The organism is Streptomyces sp. NBC_00249 (assembly GCF_026342355.1).
Taxonomy (GTDB): domain Bacteria; phylum Actinomycetota; class Actinomycetes; order Streptomycetales; family Streptomycetaceae; genus Streptomyces.
The window spans coordinates 445888-465058 of the sequence record NZ_JAPEMV010000004.1 but is presented as its reverse complement, the minus strand read 5'-3'; the positions used below and the strand labels follow the sequence as shown (position 1 = coordinate 465058).

The following is a 19171-nucleotide window of genomic DNA, read 5'->3' as shown; positions in this document are numbered from 1 at the left end:
TGAAAGGACTTCTGACCAGCAATGGCCGACGAAACCACCCCCACCGCAGAAAACGCCGCGGAGGAGCAGCCCGTGCTGCGCATCGAGCCCGTCGGGCTCGAGACGGAGATGCAGCGCTCCTACCTCGACTACGCGATGTCCGTCATCGTCTCCCGCGCGCTGCCCGACGTACGGGACGGCCTCAAGCCGGTCCACCGTCGTGTGCTGTACGCGATGTACGACGGCGGCTACCGGCCCGAGAAGGGCTTCTACAAGTGCGCCCGCGTCGTCGGTGACGTCATGGGCACCTACCACCCGCACGGTGACTCCTCGATCTACGACGCCCTGGTCCGCCTGGCCCAGCCGTGGTCGATGCGCATGCCGCTGGTGGACAGCAACGGCAACTTCGGCTCCCCGGGCAACGACCCTGCGGCCGCGATGCGCTACACCGAGTGCAAGCTGATGCCGCTGGCCATGGAGATGCTCCGGGACATCGACGAGGAGACCGTCGACTTCACGGACAACTACGACGGCCGCAACCAGGAGCCGACGGTCCTGCCGGCGCGCTTCCCGAACCTGCTGGTCAACGGCAGCGCCGGTATCGCCGTCGGTATGGCCACCAACATCCCGCCGCACAACCTGCGCGAGGTCGCGGCCGGCGCCCAGTGGGCGCTGGAGCACCCGGAGGCCTCCCACGAGGAGCTCCTCGAGGCGCTCCTCGAGCGGATCAAGGGCCCGGACTTCCCCTCGGGCGCCCTGGTCGTGGGCCGCAAGGGCATCGAGGAGGCGTACCGCACCGGTCGCGGCTCCATCACGATGCGCGCGGTGGTCGAGGTCGAGGAGATCCAGAACCGCCAGTGCCTGGTGGTCACGGAGCTCCCGTACCAGACCAACCCCGACAACCTCGCGCAGAAGATCGCCGACCTGGTGAAGGACGGCAAGATCGGCGGCATCGCCGACGTCCGCGACGAGACCTCGTCCCGGACCGGCCAGCGCCTGGTGATCGTGCTCAAGCGCGATGCCGTCGCGAAGGTCGTGCTGAACAACCTCTACAAGCACACCGAGCTCCAGACGAACTTCGGCGCGAACATGCTGGCGCTGGTGGACGGGGTGCCGCGCACCCTGTCGATCGACGCCTTCATCCGCCACTGGGTGCAGCACCAGATCGAGGTCATCGTCCGGCGCACGCGCTTCCGCCTGCGCAAGGCGGAGGAGCGCGCGCACATCCTGCGCGGCCTGCTCAAGGCGCTGGACGCGATCGACGAGGTCATCGCCCTCATCCGGCGCAGCAACACCGTCGAGATCGCGCGCGAGGGCCTGATGGGCCTGCTGTCGATCGACGAGATCCAGGCGAACGCCATCCTGGAGATGCAGCTGCGCCGCCTGGCCGCCCTGGAGCGGCAGAAGATCGTCGCCGAGCACGACGAGCTCCAGGCCAAGATCAACGAGTACAACTCGATCCTGGCCTCGGAGGAGAAGCAGCGCTCCATCGTCAGCGAGGAACTGGCCGCGATCGTCGAGAAGTTCGGCGACGACCGGCGTTCCAAGCTGGTGCCCTTCGACGGCGACATGTCCATGGAGGACCTGATCGCCGAAGAGGACATCGTCGTCACCATCACGCACGGCGGCTACGTCAAGCGCACCAAGACCGAGGACTACCGGTCGCAGAAGCGCGGCGGCAAGGGCGTGCGCGGCACGAAGCTGAAGCAGGACGACCTGGTCGACCACTTCTTCGTGTCCACCACGCACCACTGGCTGCTGTTCTTCACGAACAAGGGCCGCGTCTACCGGTCCAAGGCGTACGAGCTGCCGGACGCCGGCCGTGACGCGCGCGGGCAGCACGTGGCGAACCTGCTGGCCTTCCAGCCGGACGAGAAGATCGCCCAGATCCTCGCGATCCGCGACTACGAGGCCGCCCCGTACCTGATCCTGGCCACCAAGGGCGGCCTGGTGAAGAAGACGGCGCTGAAGGACTACGACTCTCCCCGTTCGGGTGGCGTCATCGCGATCAACCTCCGCGAGACCGAGGACGGCAGCGACGACGAGCTGATCGGCGCCGAGCTGGTGTCCGCCGAGGACGACCTGCTGCTCATCAGCAAGAAGGCGCAGTCGATCCGCTTCACGGCGACCGACGACGCGCTGCGCCCGATGGGCCGCGCCACCTCGGGCGTGAAGGGCATGAGTTTCCGGGGCGGGGACGAGCTGCTTTCCATGAGCGTGGTCCGGCCCGGTACGTTCGTCTTCACCGCGACCGACGGCGGTTACGCCAAGCGGACCGCGGTGGACGAGTACCGCGTCCAGGGACGAGGCGGTCTGGGCATCAAGGCTGCCAAGATCGTGGAGGACCGGGGGTCGCTCGTCGGCGCGCTGGTGGTCGACGAAACGGACGAGATTCTCGCCATCACGCTCAGCGGTGGTGTGATCCGTACGCGCGTCAACGAAGTCAGGGAGACCGGCCGTGACACCATGGGCGTCCAGCTGATCAACCTGGGCAAGCGCGATGCCGTGGTCGGCATCGCTCGTAACGCCGAGGCCGGTCAGGAAGCTGACGAGGCCGACGAGATCGAGTCAGAGATCGAGGCCGGGGCAGCCGAAGGACAGGCCGCCGAGGCAGCCGAGGGCACAGAGCCCCCGGCAGGGGAGCACGAGGAGTAAGCGTGAGTGGAGCCACGGGCGCCGGACCGGCCAAGACTGGAGCGAACGGTGCCCGTGGCCCCGCCGCGGACTCCCAGGGGGGAACCGTGACGGACACCCGAGGACCGCAGCCGAAGCCGCAGCCGAAGGCCGAGCCGAAGCCGCAGTCCAAGCCGCAGTCGAACCCGCAGTCGAACCCGCCGGCCGCCGCCGGACAGCCCTACCAGCCCCCGCAGGCCTACCCGGCCCCCAAGGGCCCGGGCACACAGCGGAAGCCCTCCACGGGCGTCCGTACGGTCCCCAGGACGCGCAAGGCGCGGCTGCGGGTGGCCAAGGCCGACCCCTGGTCGGTCATGAAGGTCAGCTTCCTGCTGTCGATCGCGCTCGGCGTGTGCACGATCGTCGCGTCGGTGGTGCTGTGGATGGTCATGGACGCCATGGGCATCTTCTCGACCGTCGGCGGCACGATCAGCGAGGCGACCGGCTCGAACGAGAGCAACGGGTTCGACCTCCAGTCGTTCCTGTCGCTGCCGCGCGTGCTGATCTTCACCTCGGTGATCGCGGTCATCGACGTGGTCCTGATGACGGCCCTGGCGACGCTGGGCGCCTTCATCTACAACCTGTCGGCGGGCTTCGTGGGCGGCGTGGAGCTCACGCTCGCCGAGGACGAATGACCTGCGCGGACGCGTCGTAGAAGGCGATTTTGGCTCGACCGCGTCTGTGCGCTAATCTTCAGGAGTCAGCGCGCAGCGCGGATGGGGCTATAGCTCAGTTGGTTAGAGCGCATCCCTGATAAGGATGAGGCCACAGGTTCAAATCCTGTTAGCCCCACAGTGTCGAAGACCCCCAGGCCCACCGGCCTGGGGGTCTTTGTCGTAAGGGGAGTTGACGGGTTCCCAGGTCACCGATCGGTATCGGTCGGTGTGTATTGTTGGCCGCCAGAAGTCCCCAACGTCAACGAAAGACGAGGTCGCGCGGTGAAGAAGCTGCTCCTGGTCGCACTGGCCGCCATCGGCGGGCTCCTCGTGTACCGCCAGATCCAGGCGGATCGCGCCGAGCAGGACCTGTGGACGGAGGCAACTGACTCCGTGCCCTCTGGTTCCGGTGTGTGAGACCCACGGTTGATCTCATGAAGCCCCGGCTGCCGCTGCCGCCGGGGCTTCGTGCTGCTCGGTGACGAAAACTTCCGTTATGCGAATATTTGGGTTGCTTTAGCAACATTGAGATGGCGTGGGTGGGCGCGATGCTTCGGGTACGGGGAACGGTGCTGGCGGGGGCGGTGCTCCTCGGGCTGGCGGCCTGGACGCAGGGGGCCGCCGCCCAGGCGGCCGGGCCGGGCACGCAGCCCGGCGCGCAGCCGCTGCCGGAGTACCGGGTGGCGGAGGGCGCCAAGGCCGTCACGGGGAGGCCCTCGACCGCGGACGCCCCCCTGCTGGACGTCGGGACGGTCTACGAGGACACCCTCGCCCCCGGCGAGCGCTTCTACCGCCTCAGCCTGGACAGCGCCTCCAGCGTGTACCTCTCCGCCGTGCTGCGGCCGCCCGCCGGGACCAAGGTCGGCTACAGCGACGGCCTGGAGGTCGAGATCATGACCGCCGCGGGCCGCACCTGCCCGTACAACGCGGGCCGGTCCACCTTCGGTTACGACCCCGTGCCCCTCGCGGCGGTGGGCCACCGCAGGCTCCAGGAGGACTCCGACTGCCAGGCCGCGGGCACCTACTACGCCAAGGTGACCCGCGAGGCCCCGAAGGGCTCGCCGCAGGCGGCCTGGCCCGTGGAACTCCTGCTCCAGCGCGAGCCGGCGCCGGCCGGCACGACCGCCCCGACGACGGCCGCGCCGAGCGTGCGGCCCTCCGCCTCGCCGACGCTGCCCACCGCCGACCCGGTGGCCCGTACGGGCGGCACCGGCTTCAACGACGCGCGGGCCGTCGACGCCGGGGTGTGGCGGGACGAACTGCGGCCCGGCCAGACGCGGTTCTACCGGGTCCCGCTGGACTGGGGTCAGAAGATCGGCGTCGGCGCCGAGATCGCCAAGGCCAGGATCACCAAGCAGTACGCCTCCGCCTCCAACGGCCTCACCGTCTCGCTGTACACGCCCTACCGCGGGCTCGTGGACTCCGCGGACGCCTCCTACGACGGCAGCCAGGCCGCCGTCACCCTGCCCACCACCGTGCCCGTCGCCTACGAGAACCGCTGGTCCGACGTGAACGAGGTGCGGCCGGTCCGGGTGGCCGGCTGGTACTACGTCGCCGTCACCATGGGCGGCAAGGTCGCGGAGTTCACCGAGGACGCCACCCCGGTGCCGCTGACCCTGCGGCTGGACGTGCGGGGCGACGCCGGGAAGGGCCCCGCGTACCGGGAGCCCCTGGGCGCGGGCGGGTTCGGGGTCGCCCCCGCCGACCGGGCCGCCGCGAAGGACGGGCTCACCGTCCCCGAGGCCGTCGCCGCCGAGGACACCCGCTCCACGATGCGGCTGGTGGCGGGCGCCGGCTTCGGGACCGGGACGGTGCTGCTGCTCGGGCTCGGCGCCTGGTTCCTGCTGGCCCGGCGCGGGGGCGCTGCCAGGCCCTAGGGCAGTTGGGTCAGGGCCCAGACCCCGACGGCGAAGCACAGCAGGGCGGCCGTGAGGACCGCCACCGTGAGCTTCGGCGGTGGCGGCGCGATACGGCGTACGGGGGCGGGCGCGGTCGGGGGCGGGAGGTGGAAGCTGCCCGTCCCGGCGTGGTCGTGGCCGGGCGGCGGGCCGAATCCGGCGGGCGCCAGGGCCGTTCGGGCCTCGGCGAGCGGTTGCCGCGCCGCCTCCACGGCGGTCGGGGCCGCAGGGGTCGGGGCCTGCGCGGCCGGGGGTGACGGAGCCGGGGGTGAGGTCCGCGGGTCCGGGGTGTGCGGGAGCGCCGGGGAAGCGGCTGCCGGGGGTGTGGGCAGCGGGCCGGACGGGCCGAAACCGTCGGGGAGCGGGCCGAGTTGGTCGAACACCTCGACCGGGCCCTCGTCCGGGGCGGGCGGCGGTAGCAGCTCGGCGGCCTCGGCAAGGGCCCTGCGCGCCCCTGTGGCGGTCCGGAACCGGTTCTGGGGGTCGGGGTGCAGGAGGTTCGAGACGACGCCCCACAGTGGCCCGGGGACGCCTTCGGGGGCCTCGGGGGTGCCCTGGGCCGGGAAGCGCGCCGCCAGCGCCTGTGCGTCGGGCTTGCCGCCCTGGAGGAGGTAGAGGGCGACCAGGCCGACGGCGTAGAGGTCGGCGGGGAAGTCGGGTTCGGCGCCGGCGAGTTGCTCGGGGGCGAAGTAGCCCGGTGTGCCGACCACGTAGTCGGTCTCGGTCAGCCGGGGCTCGCCCTTGCGCAGCGAGATGCCGAAGTCGGACAGCCGCAGGTGCGGCCGCCCGGTTCCGGTGGCCTCCATCAGGATGTTGGCCGGTTTGATGTCGCGATGGACGACGCCCTCCGCGTGCACCGCCGCCAGCCCCGACAGGAGCTGGTCGAGCAGCACGCACACGAAGCGCGGCGGCAACGGCCCGTAGTCACCGATCACATGGGCGAGGGAACCGCCGGCGACCAGGTCCATGGTGAACAGGACCTTGTCGTCGTCCGCCGCCCAGCTGGCCGGGGCCAGCACGTGCGGATGGTCGATGCGCAGCGCCTGTTCGCGCACGAACCGCAGGAGGGTGTGGGCGTCGCTCCGCAGCAGGACCTTCGCGGCCACGTACCGGCGACGGCGGTGGTCCCAGGCCCGCCACACGGCGCCCGCGCCACCCCGCCCGATCGGATCGACCAGCTCGTACCGGCCCGCGAAGACCTCACCCATCGCTGCGCCCGTCCCCCGTCACACCTGTGCCCGTCAGTTCTGGTGGGCCTCGTAGTGCGCCACCGCTTCGGCGGTACGGCCCGCGCCGTACACCCGGAGGAACTCTGCCAGCTCCGGATGGGTGGGGGCGAGGGTGTCCGCCGCGTCGATGATGTCCCCGGCCGCCGAGACGGACCGCAGCAGCGACTGGATCTCGCGGACGACCCGCTTGACGGTGGGCGCGCCGGAACCGGTGGTGGTCTGGCCGCTGTTGCTGAGGACGGAGCCTCCCTGGGTGTTCTTGATCTCGTCCATCCGGTCGGTGGCCTCGGCGGCACTGACGCTTCCGTCGGCCACCTGCCCGGCGAGGTCCTGAAGGGCCTGGACCCGCTGGACCACGGCCGGGTTGCCGATCTTGGCGCGCTGCCCGCTCATCAGCTGGGACAGCATCGGCGCCGACAGTCCGAGGACGGCAGCGAGGCGAGCCTGGTTCAGCCCGAGGTCATCTATGAGCCGTCGGAACAGTGCGCCCAGCGGCTCCCCGTACCAACTGCGCTGGAGCTCTCTGGCTCTGGCCGTGGCCTCTTGCTGTACTGCGTCCACTCTTACTACTCCCCTTCGCTGGTGCGAACCTCGCGAGCATCTTACGGAGAGTGGTCGCGGGGCGGGAGTCCCTATCATTTTGCGCGATGAGGGGGTACACCGGGTACTCTGTCATGCGGAGCGGACACTCCTTCATGGGGGACGTCCGCCTCCGGTCGTGAGGGGCCTTAGCTCAGTTGGTAGAGCGCTGCCTTTGCAAGGCAGATGTCAGGAGTTCGAATCTCCTAGGCTCCACAGCACAAGACCCCCCTGATCTGCGGAAACGCAGATCAGGGGGGTCTTTTTTTCGTTCCGTGGGCCCTCAACTCCGGGGGAGGGGAGGCACTCTGCGTCGCGGCGGGGGCGGAGGTTCTTCGCGTTCAGCGGGTGCGGGGGGCGCGCAGGAGGGTGGCCGTCAGGGCCGTGGCGGTGAGGAGGAGGGCGGCGCCGATCGCGAAGGCGAGGTGGTAGCCGCCGGTGAGGGCCTCGGCCGGGGTGCTGCCGGCGGCCGTCAGGGTTTCGGTGCGGGAGGCGGCCAGGGTGGTCAGGACCGCCACCCCGAGGGCCATGCCGATCTGCTGGGTGGTGTTGAACAGCCCCGACGCGAGTCCGGCGTCCGCGTCGCCCGCGCCGGACATCCCGAGGGCGGTGAGCGCGGGCAGGGCCAGGCCGAAGCCGGAGGCCAGCAGCATCACGGGCAGCAGGTCGGTGGCGTAGTCGGCGTGCACCGGGAGCCGGGTCAGCAGTGCCAGGCCCACCACCAGCAGCCCGAGCCCCGCGAGCAGTACGGTCCGCTCGCCGAAGCGGGCGTTCAGCCGGGCCGAGACGCCCAGGGAGACCGCGCCGATCGACAGCGCGGCGGGCAGCAGGGCGAGGCCGGTCGCGGAGGCGCCGTAGCCCTGGACCCGCTGGAGGTAGAGGGCGACGAGGATCTGGAAGGAGAACAGCGCCGCCACCATCAGCATCTGCACCAGGTTCGCGCCGACGACGGTGCGGGAGCGGAAGATCCGCAGCGGCATCAGCGGGGTGCGGGCCTTGGCCTGGCGGAGGGTGAAGGCGGCGAGGAGGGCCAGGGAGAGCACCCCGAGGCCGAGGGTGCGGGCGGAGGTCCAGCCGTACTGCTCGACCTGGACGACGGCGTAGATGCCCACCATCAGCCCGGCGGTGACCAGGACGGCGCCGATGACGTCCGCCCCGGCGCGCAGGCCGAGTCCCCGGTCGGAGGGGAGCGCGGGCAGGGCCACCAGCAGGGCGGCGAGGCCGATGGGCAGGTTGATGAAGAAGATCCAGTGCCAGTCGAGGGCATCGGTGAGGACCCCGCCCAGCACCTGGCCGAGGGAGGCGCCGGCCGCTCCGGTGAAGGAGAAGACGGCGATGGCCCGGGCGCGTTCGCGGGGTTCGGTGAACAGGGTGATCAGGATGCCGAGGCTCACGGCGGCGGCCATCGCGCTGCCCACGCCCTGGAGGAAGCGGGCCGCCGTCAGCATCGCGGGGGAGGTGGCGAACCCGGCGAGCAGTGAGGCGCCCGTGAAGACGGCGGTCCCGGCGAGGAACATCCGCTTGCGCCCGATCAGGTCGCCGAGGCGGCCGGCCAGCAGGAGGAGGCTGCCGAAGGCGATCAGGTAGGCGTTCACCACCCAGCTGAGGCCGGCGGGCGAGAAGCCGAGGTCGTTCTGTACGGCCGGCATGGCCACGGTGACGATGCTGCCGTCGAGGACGGTCATCAGCATGCCGGTGGAGAGGACGCCGAGCGCGGTCCAGCGGGAGCGCAGGCGCGGTCCGGGGGCGGCGGTGGTGGTGGCGGTGGCCGGGGGTGCGGGGGTCTGTGTAGCGGAGGGCATGGGTCTCTCCAGTCCGGTCGGTCCGGTCGGGCGGTGGTGGGCGGCGGTGGGCGACTGGTGAGACCGTAGCAGATGGTTTTGTTGCAGACTATTTTCTTCGGAACGAATTGTTAGAGTGGACCCATGACTGCGATGGCCTCCTCCCGGACCGAGCCCGACCTCTCCTTCCTCCTGGACCACACCAGCCACGTGCTGCGCACCCGCATGGCAGCCGCACTCGCCGAGATCGGGCTGACGGCACGTATGCACTGCGTGCTCGTGCACGCCCTGGAGGAGGAGCGGACCCAGATCCAGCTCGCCGAGATCGGTGACATGGACAAGACGACGATGGTCGTCACCGTCGACGCCCTGGAGAAGGCCGGGCTGGCGGAGCGACGGCCCTCCAGCACTGACCGCCGGGCCCGGATCATCGCCGTCACCGACAAGGGCGCGGCGCTCGCCGCCGAGAGCACCCGCATCGTCGACGGGGTGCACGCCGACGCGCTCGGCTCCCTCGCCGCTCCCCAGCGCGAGGCCCTGCTCAGCGGGCTGAAGCTGCTGGTCGAAGGCGCCCTCGAGCTCCCCTCCGAGGGCCCGCGCCCGGCCCGGCGGGCCCGCCAGTAGCGGCCACCGCCCCTTCGCGGCCCTCCCCCGAACGGCCCAGTCGCGGGGCCGGTCGGCCTCCCGTGTCCGACAGTGGGAGGAGGCCCCGAGTCCAGGGGGCACCACCACGCCGGAGGCGCACGCGCATGGGACTCTTCGATTTCCTGAAGTCCGACAAGAAGAAGGAACACGAGGCCGCCGAGAAGGCCAAGGAACAGCTGGAGCAGGCGGAGCAGAAGTACCCGGACGCGGCGGCTGCCACCAGGGCGGCGGCCGAGCGGATGGCCGCGGCCGCGCCGCCCAAGCCCGCGGCCGCCGCTCCCGCCTCGCCGACCCCCACGTCGGCCGCGCACAAGGCCGTGCCCGTGGCGCCGAAGCCCGCCGCGATGCCCAGGCCCGCCGCGATGCCGCCCAGGGCCACGGCGCCCGCGACGCCGAGCCCCACGTCGGCCGCGCACAAGGCGGTGCCCGTCTCGCCCAAGTCCGCGCCGGCCGCCAAGAAGCGCACCTACACGGTCAAGCCGGGGGACTCGCTCTCCGCGATCGCCCGCCGCGAGCTGGGCAACGAGGCCCGCTGGCGCGAGCTCTACGCCATGAACCGCAGCGTCGTCGGCTCCAACCCCGACCTCATCCGGCCGGGCATGGTGCTGACCCTCCCCAGCTGACACCGGCGCAACGGCAGGGGCCCGGATCCGTGGAGGATCCGGGCCCCTGCCGTTGCGACGCGTGCCTCAGTGGTTCTTGTCCTGCGCCTCGCGCTCCGTCTCCGCCAGCTCGTCGTCGAAACTGGCCGGCTCGGCGTCCCGGGACAGCTCCGTCGCCGCGGGCGGCTCCACGAGCCAGTCCGGGTTGGACTGCTGGTCCCACCAGCGCCACGCCGCGAAGGCGGCGCACGCCAGTACGCCGACCAGGGCCACGCCCTTGAACACCCGGCCCGCGCGCGCCCGCCGCTCGTGGCGCCGTACCAGCCGGTGCACCTCCTTCGCCGAGATCTGGCCGCGCAGCGCCGCCAGCGCCGCCGTCGACCGGGACGCGGCCTCCTCGGCCATCGGAGTGGCCGCCGCGATCACGCTCTCGATGCGCGGCTGCGTGTACTCGGCGGCGTGCCGCGCCGCCAGCCGCGTCTGCACCACGGCCTGCGTCGCGGCCCGGTCCACGTTCGGCGGCACGTGGCAGCGGGCCGCCTTCATCCTGGGATGCAGATGGACGTCGTACGCCGTACGGGCCTGGCGCGATGCCTCACCGGCCACGTACGCGACCTTGGGCGCCAGCCGCTCGTTCGCCTCGTTCGCGTAGTGCACGGCGGCGTCCCTGGCGGTCTCCGCGTACGGCGCCACCACATCCGCCGCGTGCTTCACGGTGTCCCTGGCGCTCTCGGCGGCCAGGCGCACGCTGTCCTTGCGGGTCACGGGATCCTCCTCCTCGGTGGCGGACACAGTTCACCTTTCCACCCTTTGTCGGATCATGCCTGCCATAGCGCCGCCCGGCATGCGTGACAGGGCATCCGTGGACGATTTCTCCGCCGTACTGCCCTCCGTGGGAGGATCGGAACCGACAGTGATGACTATGGAAGGCAGACCCGTGGCCGAGAAGCTCTACGCCACCCTGAAGACCAGCCACGGCGACATCGAGATCGAGCTGCTGGAGAACTTCGCCCCCAAGACCGTCCGGAACTTCGTGGAGCTCGCCACGGGCGCCCGCGAGTGGACCCGCCCCACGGACGGCCAGAAGACCACCGCCCCGCTCTACGACGGCACCGTCTTCCACCGCGTCATCAGCGGATTCATGATCCAGGGCGGCGACCCGCTCGGCAACGGCACCGGCGGCCCGGGCTACCAGTTCGCCGACGAGTTCCACCCCGACCTGGCCTTCACCAAGCCGTACCTGCTCGCGATGGCCAACGCCGGCCCGGGCACCAACGGCTCGCAGTTCTTCATCACGGTCGCGCCCACCGCCTGGCTGACCCGCAAGCACAGCATCTTCGGCGAGGTCACCGACCCGGTCAGCCGCAAGGTCGTCGACAAGATCGCGTCGGGCGCCACCAACCCGCGCACCGAGCGGCCCCTCGACGACGTGATCATCCAGTCGGTCGTCGTCGAGCGGCGCTGACCGGGCTCCCGGCCGCGGGCTGCCCGCCGCCGGGAACCTTTGGGCCCCGCCCGTCCGTCCTCGTTACGTACTGGACCGGCGGGGCGTAGCCTCTCTTCCTCGCCGCTGATCGAGGAGACCGATGGACACCGACCGTCTGCCGGGCTGCTACCGCCACCCGGACCGCGACACGGGGATCAGCTGCACCCGCTGCGAGCGCCCGATCTGCCCGCAGTGCATGATCAGCGCCTCGGTCGGCTTCCAGTGCCCCGAGTGCGTCCGGGAGGGCTCCGGGACCGGTCACCCGGCGGCCGCGAACGCCCCGCGCACGGTCGCGGGCGGCCTGGTCGCGACCGATCCGCAGCTCGTCACCAAGATCCTCATCGGGCTCAACGTCGCCGTGTTCCTCGCGGCGTACCTGATGCCGGGCCTGGCGGTCCAGCTGGAGCTGCTCGGCCAGTACGTGCTCTACGCCGGGGCTCCCGTCGAGGGCGTGGCCACCGGCCAGTACCACCGGCTGCTGACCTCGATGTTCCTGCACGTCGAGTGGTGGCACATCTTCGGCAACATGCTGGCCCTGTGGATGATCGGCGGCCCGCTGGAGGCGGCCCTGGGCCGGGTCCGCTACCTGGCCCTGTACCTGTTGTCCGGTCTGGGCGGAAGCGCCCTCGTCTACCTGCTGACCGCGCCGAACACGCCGACCCTCGGCGCCTCGGGCGCCATCTGCGGGCTGCTGGGCGCCACCGTCGTCCTGGCCCGGCGGCTGCGCTACGAGATGCGGCCGGTCCTGGTCACGCTCGCGCTGATGCTTCTGGTGACCTTCGTGCCCTTCGGCGGCAGCTGGTCGGTTTCCTGGCAGGCCCACATCGGAGGCCTGGTCACCGGTGCCCTGCTCGCGCTGGGCCTGCTCGCGCCGGCCACCGGCAGGAAGCGCACACTGGTACAGGCGGGGACCTGCGTGGCGGTGTTCCTGCTGGCAGCGGCGCTGATCGTGGTCCGGACGCTCGAACTCACCTGATCACACCGGCGTCAACTCTCCACAGAGTTATCCACAGATCTTCTGTCTTTTCCTCAGGTGTGGATGACGCTGTGGATAACTCATGGGGAGAGCTTGCGTTCCGGCTCTACTTGCGCACTACTTCCACTGCGTGGAGACACCGAATCCGGCCGCGATGAAGCCGAAACCGACCACGATGTTCCAGTTGCCCAGTGCCTCCACGGGCAGCTGGGTGTCGGTCACGTAGAAGACGACGATCCACGCGAGACCGATGAGGAAGAACGCCAGCATGACCGGGGCGACCCAGCTGCGGTTGGTCAGCCTGATCGTCTGCGCCTGCTTCGCCGGCGGCGGCGTGTAGTCGTCCTTCTTGCGGATACGTGACTTCGGCACGAGGGGCTCTCCTGTCGATGCGCTGGGGGACCTTGCCTGCCCCGGGCGTCCGTTAGCGTAGTGGACCTGTGGCGTTGAAGGAGAAGGGTACGTTGAGCAATTCCGACGACTCCTCCGCGGGTCCCCGTGGCCGGGCCGGACCGGTGCGGCTGCTGACGGCCGCCGTCTTCGCCCTGGCCGGCCTGATCTTCGTCACCAGCTTCAACACCTCCAAGGGTACGAACATCCGGACGGACGCGTCGCTCCTGAAGCTGTCGGACCTCATCCACGAGCGCAGCGCCAACAACGCCGAGCTGGAGAAGAGTGCCGCGGCCGCGCGCGCCCAGGTGGACGCCCTCGCCGACCGCGACGACGGCAGTACCAAGGCCCAGGACGCCCGGCTGGCCGCCCTGCGCACGGCGTCGGGCACCGAGGAGCTCTCGGGCAAGGGCCTGACCGTCACCCTCAACGACGCGCCGCCGAACGCCACCGCCCGCGTCCCCGGCGTGCCCGAACCGCAGCCCAACGACCTGGTGATCCACCAGCAGGACCTCCAGGCCGTGGTGAACGCCCTGTGGCAGGGCGGAGCCGAGGGCATCGAGGTCATGGGCCAGCGGCTGATCTCCACCAGCGCCGTGCGCTGCGTGGGGAACACGCTGATCCTCCAGGGCCGCGTCTACTCGCCCCCGTACACGGTCGCCGCGGTCGGCGACCCGGGCGTGTTGCGCAAGGCCCTCGCCGCCTCCCCCGCCCTGCAGAACTATCAGCTGTACGTCAACGCGTACGGGCTCGGCTGGAAAGTGGACGAGGACAAGAGGCTGACACTGCCGGGCTACTCCGGCACAGTGGACCTCCACTATGCGAAGCCGCTGGAGTCCGCCGCGCCCTGACGTCGTACTGCGCCTGGTGGTACGGACGTTCAGCGAGGTGTGCCTGACGGCCGGGACACTGATCGTGCTCTTCGTGGCCTACGTCCTGCTGTGGACCGGGGTCAAGGCCGACCGGGCCATGGACGGCGAGCGCGCCCGGCTGCGCGACCGCTGGGAGGCCGCCGCCCCGGCGGGGGCGCGGGGTGACCGGCCGGCCGCCCCGCAGGCCGCCACACCGCCCTCACAGGCCCCGCAGCAGGCCGCTCCGGCCGCTCCGGCCGCAGGCCAGGCCTTCGCCGAGATGTACGTCCCCCGCTTCGGCCAGGAGTGGAGCAAGCCCGTCCTGGAGGGCACGGACCCCGAACTCCTGAAGAGGGGCCTGGGCCACTACCCGGGCACGGCCCGCCCCGGGGGCAACGGCAACTTCGCGGTGGCGGGGCACCGGCGCACCTACGGGGACCCCTTCAAGGACATCCCCGAGCTGCGCCCCGGGGACACGGTGATCGTCCGCGACGCGACCGACTGGTACACGTACACCGTCCGAGCCCGGCCGCTGCGCACCCTGCCCAGCGAGGTCGGCGTGGTCGAGGCGGTGCCCGCCCGCTCCCCCTTCACCACCCCCGGCAAATACCTGACCCTGACCACCTGCGACCCCGAGTGGGGCCACAGCCACCGCCTCGTCGTCTGGGCGGAACTGACCGGAACCCGTCCCGCCGCACCGGGCAGGACGGAGGGATTGCCCAGGTGACCCACCCCGCGGGGCCGCTGCCTTTAGGCTGTTGCGGTACCGCCTCCGCGGTGCGTGGAACGATCGTGGACGAAGAAGGAAACAGACGGAATGTACGGCTGGATCTGGCGGCATCTGCCGGGCAACGCGTGGGTACGCGCGCTGATCTCTCTCGTACTGGTCCTCGCGGTGGTGTTCGTGCTGTTCCAGTACGTCTTCCCGTGGGCCGAGCCGCTCCTCCCGTTCAACGACGTGACGGTGGACGAGGGATCGGGAGCCACTCCGTGAGCGCGCGCATTCTGGTTGTCGACAACTACGACAGCTTTGTCTTCAATCTGGTCCAGTACCTCTACCAGCTCGGCGCCGAATGCGAGGTGCTGCGCAACGACGAGGTCGAACTCGCCCACGCCCAGGACGGCTTCGACGGCGTCCTGCTCTCCCCGGGCCCCGGTACGCCGGAGGAGGCGGGCATCTGCGTCGACATGGTCCGCCACTGCGCCGCCACCGGCGTCCCCGTCTTCGGGGTGTGCCTGGGCATGCAGTCCATGGCGGTCGCCTACGGGGGCGTCGTGGACCGGGCCCCCGAGCTGCTGCACGGCAAGACCTCGCCCGTGGTCCACGAGGGGCTGGGTGTGTTCGCCGGGCTCCCCTCGCCCTTCACCGCGACCCGCTACCACTCCCTGGCCGCCGAGCCGCAGACCCTGCCGGACGCGCTGGAGGTCACCGCGCGCACCGAGGACGGGATCATCATGGGCCTGCGGCACCGGGAGCACGACGTCGAGGGCGTGCAGTTCCACCCCGAGTCGGTGCTGACCGAGTGGGGCCACCGGATGCTCGCGAACTGGCTCGTGCGCTGCGGTGACGCCGGAGCCGTCGAGCGGTCGGTGGGGCTGGCCCCGGTGGTGGGCAAGGCCGTCGCGTGACGACGGTCGCGCCGTCCGCCCCCACCGAGGGCCGGGCCGCGCGGCGCAAGGCAGCGCAGGCGGCCGCGAAACGCTCCCACGGGCGGGCGCGCAGGCGGGGCGGCGGGGGCCGTCGGCGCGGCCGTCCGCGCTCCGGCGGCCCGGTGGTGGTGCTGAGCCGGGCGGCCGGTGAACTCTTCATCACCGTCGGCCTCGTGATGCTGCTGTTCGTCACCTACCAGCTCTGGTACACGAACGTGCTCGCGGGGCGGGCCGCGGACGGGGCCGCCGGCTCCCTGCGTCAGACCTGGGAACACCCGCCGCCGGACGCGGCCGCCGCACCGCCCGTGGCCGCCTTCGAGCCGGGTCAGGGCTTCGCGATGCTCCACATCCCCAAGCTGGACCTGAAGGTGCCCGTGGCGGAGGGGATCAGCAAGGCCAAGGTGCTGGACCGGGGGATGGTCGGGCACTACGGCGAAGGCGCGCTGAAGACGGCGATGCCCGCCGACAAGCAGGGCAACTTCGCAGTGGCCGGACACCGCAACACCCACGGCGAACCGTTCCGCTACATCAACAGGCTGGTGCCGGGGGACACGATCGTGGTGGAGACCCGGGACGCCTACTACACGTACGCGATGGCCTCGGCGCTGCCGCAGACCTCCCCGGCGAACGTGTCCGTGATCAAGCCCGTCCCGGAGGGCTCCGGCTTCACCGGCCCCGGCCGGTACATCACCCTCACGACCTGCACCCCCGAGTTCACGAGCACCTACCGGATGATCGTATGGGGCAGGATGATCGAGGAACGCCCTCGCAGCCAGGGCGCTCCGCCCGCGCTGACCAGCCCGTAAGGACGACCCGCAGTGTCTCGTGCCCGCCGCCGCTCCGCACCGCCGCCTCCCCACCGCAGTGTGCTCGCCGGGTTCCTGAGCCTGCTGGGCGAGCTCCTGATCACGCTGGGCCTGGTCCTCGGCCTGTTCGTGGCCTACTCCCTGTGGTGGACGAACGTCCTCGCCGACCGGCAGGCCTCCGCGCGGGGCGACGAGGTCCGCCAGCGCTGGCAGACGCCCGCCCCGGCCGCGAGCACCCCGGACCGGCCCGGCGCCCTGGACACCCAGGACGGCATCGGCTTCCTGCACGTACCGGCCATGAAGAACGGCGAGGTCCTGGTCAAGACGGGCACCGATCCCGAGGTCCTCAACGACGGCGTGGCCGGCTACTACACGGAGCCGGTGAAGTCGGCCCTGCCCTGGGACGACAAGGGCAACTTCGCGCTCGCCGCGCACCGCGACGGCCACGGGGCGAAGTTCCACAACATCGACAAGGTGAAGAACGGCGACGCGATCGTCTTCGAGACCAAGGACACCTGGTACGTCTACAAGGTCTTCGCCGACCTGCGCCAGACCTCGAAGTACAACGTGGACGTCATCAACCCCGTCCCGAAGGAGTCCGGGCGGACGGCCCCCGGCCGCTTCATCACCCTGACGACCTGCACCCCGGTCTACACCTCGAAGTACCGCTACGTGGTGTGGGGCGAGCTGGTGCGGACGGAGAAGGTGGACGCGAAGCGCACCCCGCCGGCGGAGCTGCGCTGATCCTTCTCCTACGTTTCACGTGAAACAGGCCCGGCCCCCCTCGACGGGGGCCGGGCCTGTTTCACGTGAAACATCGTGCGGGTGGACCGGTCAGCGGCGGCCGCCGCCGGTCAGGCCTCCGAAGAAGCCGCCTCCGGCGTCGCTGCCGTTGCTCCCGCCGTCCTGCTGACCGGTGCCGGCCATGGTGCGGACGTTGACCACCGTGCCCGCGGCGAGCGGGGTACCGGCGACGGGCTCGGAGAGCATCACCACGGCGTTGTCGTCGGTCGGGCCACCCAGGACCGCCCCGAAGGTCAGGTTGGCCTTCTTGAGGTCGTCCTTGGCCTGCGCGACGGTCCGCCCGACCAGCGCCGGCACCACGGTCGGCGCGACGGACGCCTTGGAGATGCTGACGTTGACCGGGGTGTCCTTGGGGAGTTCCTCGCCCGGCTTGTACTGCTGGGCGACGACCGTCTGCGGCGGAGACCCGGGAGAGTCGACCTCGGTGGTGCTACCGAGCTTCAGCTTGGCGTCCGTGAGGGCCTTGGCCGCCGCGGCCTTGTCCAGGCCGGCCAGGTTCGGTACGACGCCCTTGGCGGCTTCCTTCGCCACGGTCAGGGTGACCGTCGAACCCTTCTCGGCCTCGGTGTTGGCCTTGGGGAACTGCTCCAGGACGATGCCGGGGGTCCCTTCGGACTCCACCAGCTTCTTCTCGACCTGGAAGTTCTTGTCCTTGAGCGTCTGCTCGGCCTTGTTGAACGGGAGCCGCAGGACGTCGACGACCGTCACCTTGGGCGCGCCCGCGGACACCTTGACCTTGATCGTGGAGTTCTTGTCCACCTTCAGATCGGGCGCCGGGTTCTGCGAGCAGATCTTGCCCTTGGGCTGGTTGTCGCAGGGAGCGTCCGCTTCCTTCTCGACCTTGAGCCCCACGAACGAGGCTCTCTGCTGCGCCGATTCCAGGGTCTCGCCGACCAGCTGGGGCACGTTGGGCCGGTTGTCGGCCTTGTCGAAGAGGGAGCGCCCGATGAGGATCGCGCCGACGAGGACGAGCACGCCGGCGAGGACCAGCAGGATCGTCGAGGCCCGGTTCTTCTTCGGCTGCTGGCGCCGGCCGCGGCCCTGGTCGTAGCCGCCGTGGCCCTGGTCCCCGTAGCCGTAGCCGCCGTCCCCGCCGGGGGGCATCGGCGGGAGCATCGAGGTCTGGCCGGCGTCCTGGGAGCGCAGCGAGGTGGTGGCCTGGTCGTAGCCCTGGTGCCCGTAGCCGCCCTGGTCGGGGTAGCCGTAGCCGGCGGTGCCCATGGAGGCGGTCGCGGCGACGGGCTGGCCGTCGAGGCAGGCCTCGATGTCGGCCCGCATCTCGTCGGCGGACTGGTAGCGGTAGTCGGGGTCCTTGACCAGCGCCTTCAGGACGATGGCGTCCATCGTGGGCGTGATCTCGGGGTCGAAGTTCGACGGGGGCTGCGGTTCCTCGCGGACGTGCTGGTAGGCGACGGCCACGGGGGAGTCCCCGACGAACGGCGGCCGGACGCAGAGCAGCTCGTAGAGCAGGCAGCCCGCCGAGTACAGGTCGGAGCGCGCATCGACCTGCTCGCCCTTGGCCTGCTCCGGGGAGAGGTACTGGGCGGTGCCGATGACGGCGGCCGTCTGCGTCATCGTCATGCCGGAGTCGCCCATGGCGCGGGCGATGCCGAAGTCCATGACCTTGACCTGGCCGGTCCGGGTCAGCATGACGTTGGCGGGCTTGATGTCGCGGTGCACGATGCCGGCGCGGTGCGAGTACTCCAGGGCCTGGAGGATGCCGATGCACATTTCGAGGGTGCGCTCGGGCAGCAGCTTGCGGCCCGAGTGCAGCAGCTCGCGCAGGGTCGAGCCGTCGACGTACTCCATCACGATGTACGGGATGGAGATGTTGTCGACGTAGTCCTCGCCGGTGTCGTAGACGGCCACGATCGCCGGGTGGTTGAGCGAGGCCGCCGACTGGGCCTCGCGGCGGAACCGGGCCTGGAAGGACGGGTCGCGGGCGAGGTCGGCGCGCAGGGTCTTGACGGCGACGGTACGGCCGAGCCGGGTGTCGTGACCGAGGTAGACCTCGGCCATGCCACCACGGCCGAGCACGTGGCTCAGCTCGTACCGGCCGCCGAGGCGACGCGGCTCTTCCATAACGTTGCAGCCCTCTCCGTCAGTCCCGACCGCACCGGTGTGCGGTCCGGCGGTGTGCTGTTCGCGGCAAGGCTACCGGCCGAT

Annotated in this window: 19 protein-coding genes, 2 tRNA genes and 1 pseudogene; 16 read left to right on the top strand and 6 right to left on the bottom strand. The window is 70.9% G+C overall.

The genetic code is table 11. From position 1 onward, the window contains the following. Nucleotides 1-21 precede the first annotated feature (21 nt). The 5 genes from gyrA (at nt 22) to OOK31_RS20475 (ending at nt 5185) form a co-directional block, all read left to right on the top strand. Complete coding sequence (gene gyrA / locus OOK31_RS20495) at nt 22-2634, top strand: DNA gyrase subunit A (RefSeq protein ID WP_267088729.1); 2613 nt, start codon at nt 22-24, stop codon at nt 2632-2634. Nucleotides 2635-2636: 2 nt separating this feature from the next. Then, a complete protein-coding gene (locus OOK31_RS20490; protein ID WP_267088728.1) occupies nt 2637-3287 on the top strand; it encodes a DUF3566 domain-containing protein in 651 nt (216 codons plus the stop codon). A gap of 83 nt (nt 3288-3370) precedes the next feature. Continuing rightward, nucleotides 3371-3444, top strand: a tRNA-Ile gene (locus tag OOK31_RS20485). Nucleotides 3445-3590: 146 nt separating this feature from the next. After that, nucleotides 3591-3725: a DLW-39 family protein gene (locus tag OOK31_RS20480; protein WP_208809277.1), complete on the top strand. Its 135-nt coding sequence runs from the start codon at nt 3591-3593 to the stop codon at nt 3723-3725. 131 nt (nt 3726-3856) lie between these two features. Beyond that, entirely contained in the window at nt 3857-5185 is a 1329-nt protein-coding gene (locus OOK31_RS20475; protein WP_267088949.1) for a hypothetical protein, read from the top strand. On the opposite strand, the gene OOK31_RS20470 is transcribed toward OOK31_RS20475, so the two are convergent. Together OOK31_RS20470 and OOK31_RS20465 are read right to left on the bottom strand one after the other, a co-directional pair. Next, nucleotides 5182-6414, bottom strand: coding sequence for a serine/threonine-protein kinase (locus tag OOK31_RS20470; protein ID WP_267088727.1), 1233 nt, complete (start codon nt 6412-6414; stop codon nt 5182-5184). The two genes, OOK31_RS20475 and OOK31_RS20470, sit on opposite strands and share 4 nt — an antisense overlap. A gap of 33 nt (nt 6415-6447) precedes the next feature. Further along, nucleotides 6448-6996, bottom strand: a complete 549-nt coding sequence (locus OOK31_RS20465) for a DNA-binding protein (protein ID WP_267088726.1) — start codon at nt 6994-6996, stop codon at nt 6448-6450. 161 nt (nt 6997-7157) lie between these two features. On the opposite strand from OOK31_RS20465, the gene OOK31_RS20460 reads away from it, so the two are divergent. Then, nucleotides 7158-7230, top strand: a tRNA-Ala gene (locus OOK31_RS20460). A gap of 125 nt (nt 7231-7355) precedes the next feature. Here OOK31_RS20460 and OOK31_RS20455 read toward each other — a convergent pair. Continuing rightward, the gene (locus tag OOK31_RS20455; RefSeq protein ID WP_267088725.1) at nt 7356-8816 is read right to left on the bottom strand and encodes an MFS transporter; all 1461 of its coding nucleotides are present in this window, start codon (nt 8814-8816) and stop codon (nt 7356-7358) included. 123 nt (nt 8817-8939) lie between these two features. On the opposite strand from OOK31_RS20455, the gene OOK31_RS20450 reads away from it, so the two are divergent. Beyond that, on the top strand, nt 8940-9419 hold the full coding sequence (locus tag OOK31_RS20450) for a MarR family winged helix-turn-helix transcriptional regulator (RefSeq protein ID WP_267088724.1): 480 nt from the start codon (nt 8940-8942) through the stop codon (nt 9417-9419). A 125-nt stretch (nt 9420-9544) separates the two neighbouring features. Next, nucleotides 9545-10063, top strand: a complete 519-nt coding sequence (locus OOK31_RS20445) for a LysM peptidoglycan-binding domain-containing protein (protein ID WP_267088723.1) — start codon at nt 9545-9547, stop codon at nt 10061-10063. 66 nt (nt 10064-10129) lie between these two features. On the opposite strand, the gene OOK31_RS20440 is transcribed toward OOK31_RS20445, so the two are convergent. Beyond that, the gene (locus OOK31_RS20440) at nt 10130-10807 is read right to left on the bottom strand and encodes a DUF5324 family protein (RefSeq protein WP_267088722.1); all 678 of its coding nucleotides are present in this window, start codon (nt 10805-10807) and stop codon (nt 10130-10132) included. A 172-nt stretch (nt 10808-10979) separates the two neighbouring features. Here OOK31_RS20440 and OOK31_RS20435 point away from each other — a divergent pair, with 172 nt between their 5' ends. Both OOK31_RS20435 and OOK31_RS20430 read left to right on the top strand, forming a co-directional pair. Next, nucleotides 10980-11507, top strand: a complete 528-nt coding sequence (locus OOK31_RS20435) for a peptidylprolyl isomerase (protein WP_267088948.1) — start codon at nt 10980-10982, stop codon at nt 11505-11507. A 121-nt stretch (nt 11508-11628) separates the two neighbouring features. Further along, nucleotides 11629-12504, top strand: coding sequence for a rhomboid family intramembrane serine protease (locus OOK31_RS20430; protein ID WP_267088721.1), 876 nt, complete (start codon nt 11629-11631; stop codon nt 12502-12504). A 117-nt stretch (nt 12505-12621) separates the two neighbouring features. Here OOK31_RS20430 and crgA read toward each other — a convergent pair whose 3' ends face one another. Continuing rightward, nucleotides 12622-12876, bottom strand: a complete 255-nt coding sequence (crgA, locus tag OOK31_RS20425; protein WP_030225155.1) for a cell division protein CrgA — start codon at nt 12874-12876, stop codon at nt 12622-12624. A 92-nt stretch (nt 12877-12968) separates the two neighbouring features. On the opposite strand from crgA, the gene OOK31_RS20420 reads away from it, so the two are divergent. From OOK31_RS20420 to OOK31_RS20395, 6 genes and pseudogenes are all read left to right on the top strand, one after another. Further along, complete coding sequence (locus OOK31_RS20420) at nt 12969-13745, top strand: DUF881 domain-containing protein (RefSeq protein ID WP_267088720.1); 777 nt, start codon at nt 12969-12971, stop codon at nt 13743-13745. Further along, nucleotides 13714-14472: a class E sortase gene (locus tag OOK31_RS20415; protein ID WP_267088719.1), complete on the top strand. Its 759-nt coding sequence runs from the start codon at nt 13714-13716 to the stop codon at nt 14470-14472. Before OOK31_RS20420 ends, OOK31_RS20415 begins: the two co-directional genes overlap by 32 nt. Before the next feature lie 90 nt (nt 14473-14562). After that, nucleotides 14563-14739 carry a hypothetical protein gene (locus OOK31_RS20410; protein ID WP_030011120.1) on the top strand — a complete coding sequence of 59 codons (177 nt, stop codon included), beginning with the start codon at nt 14563-14565 and terminating at the stop codon, nt 14737-14739. Next, nucleotides 14736-15374, top strand: a complete 639-nt coding sequence (locus OOK31_RS20405) for an aminodeoxychorismate/anthranilate synthase component II (RefSeq protein WP_267088718.1) — start codon at nt 14736-14738, stop codon at nt 15372-15374. Before OOK31_RS20410 ends, OOK31_RS20405 begins: the two co-directional genes overlap by 4 nt. Nucleotides 15375-15403: 29 nt before the next feature. Further along, nucleotides 15404-16201, top strand: a pseudogene (locus OOK31_RS20400) (class E sortase); the annotation flags it as partial. Between the two features lie 12 nt (nt 16202-16213). Next, on the top strand, nt 16214-16945 hold the full coding sequence (locus OOK31_RS20395; RefSeq protein WP_267088717.1) for a class E sortase: 732 nt from the start codon (nt 16214-16216) through the stop codon (nt 16943-16945). A 90-nt stretch (nt 16946-17035) separates the two neighbouring features. Here OOK31_RS20395 and pknB read toward each other — a convergent pair whose 3' ends face one another. Continuing rightward, nucleotides 17036-19087 (bottom strand): Stk1 family PASTA domain-containing Ser/Thr kinase, encoded by a 2052-nt coding sequence (gene pknB / locus OOK31_RS20390; protein ID WP_267088716.1) that lies wholly within the window; start codon nt 19085-19087, stop codon nt 17036-17038. Between the last annotated feature and the right edge of the window lie 84 nt (nt 19088-19171).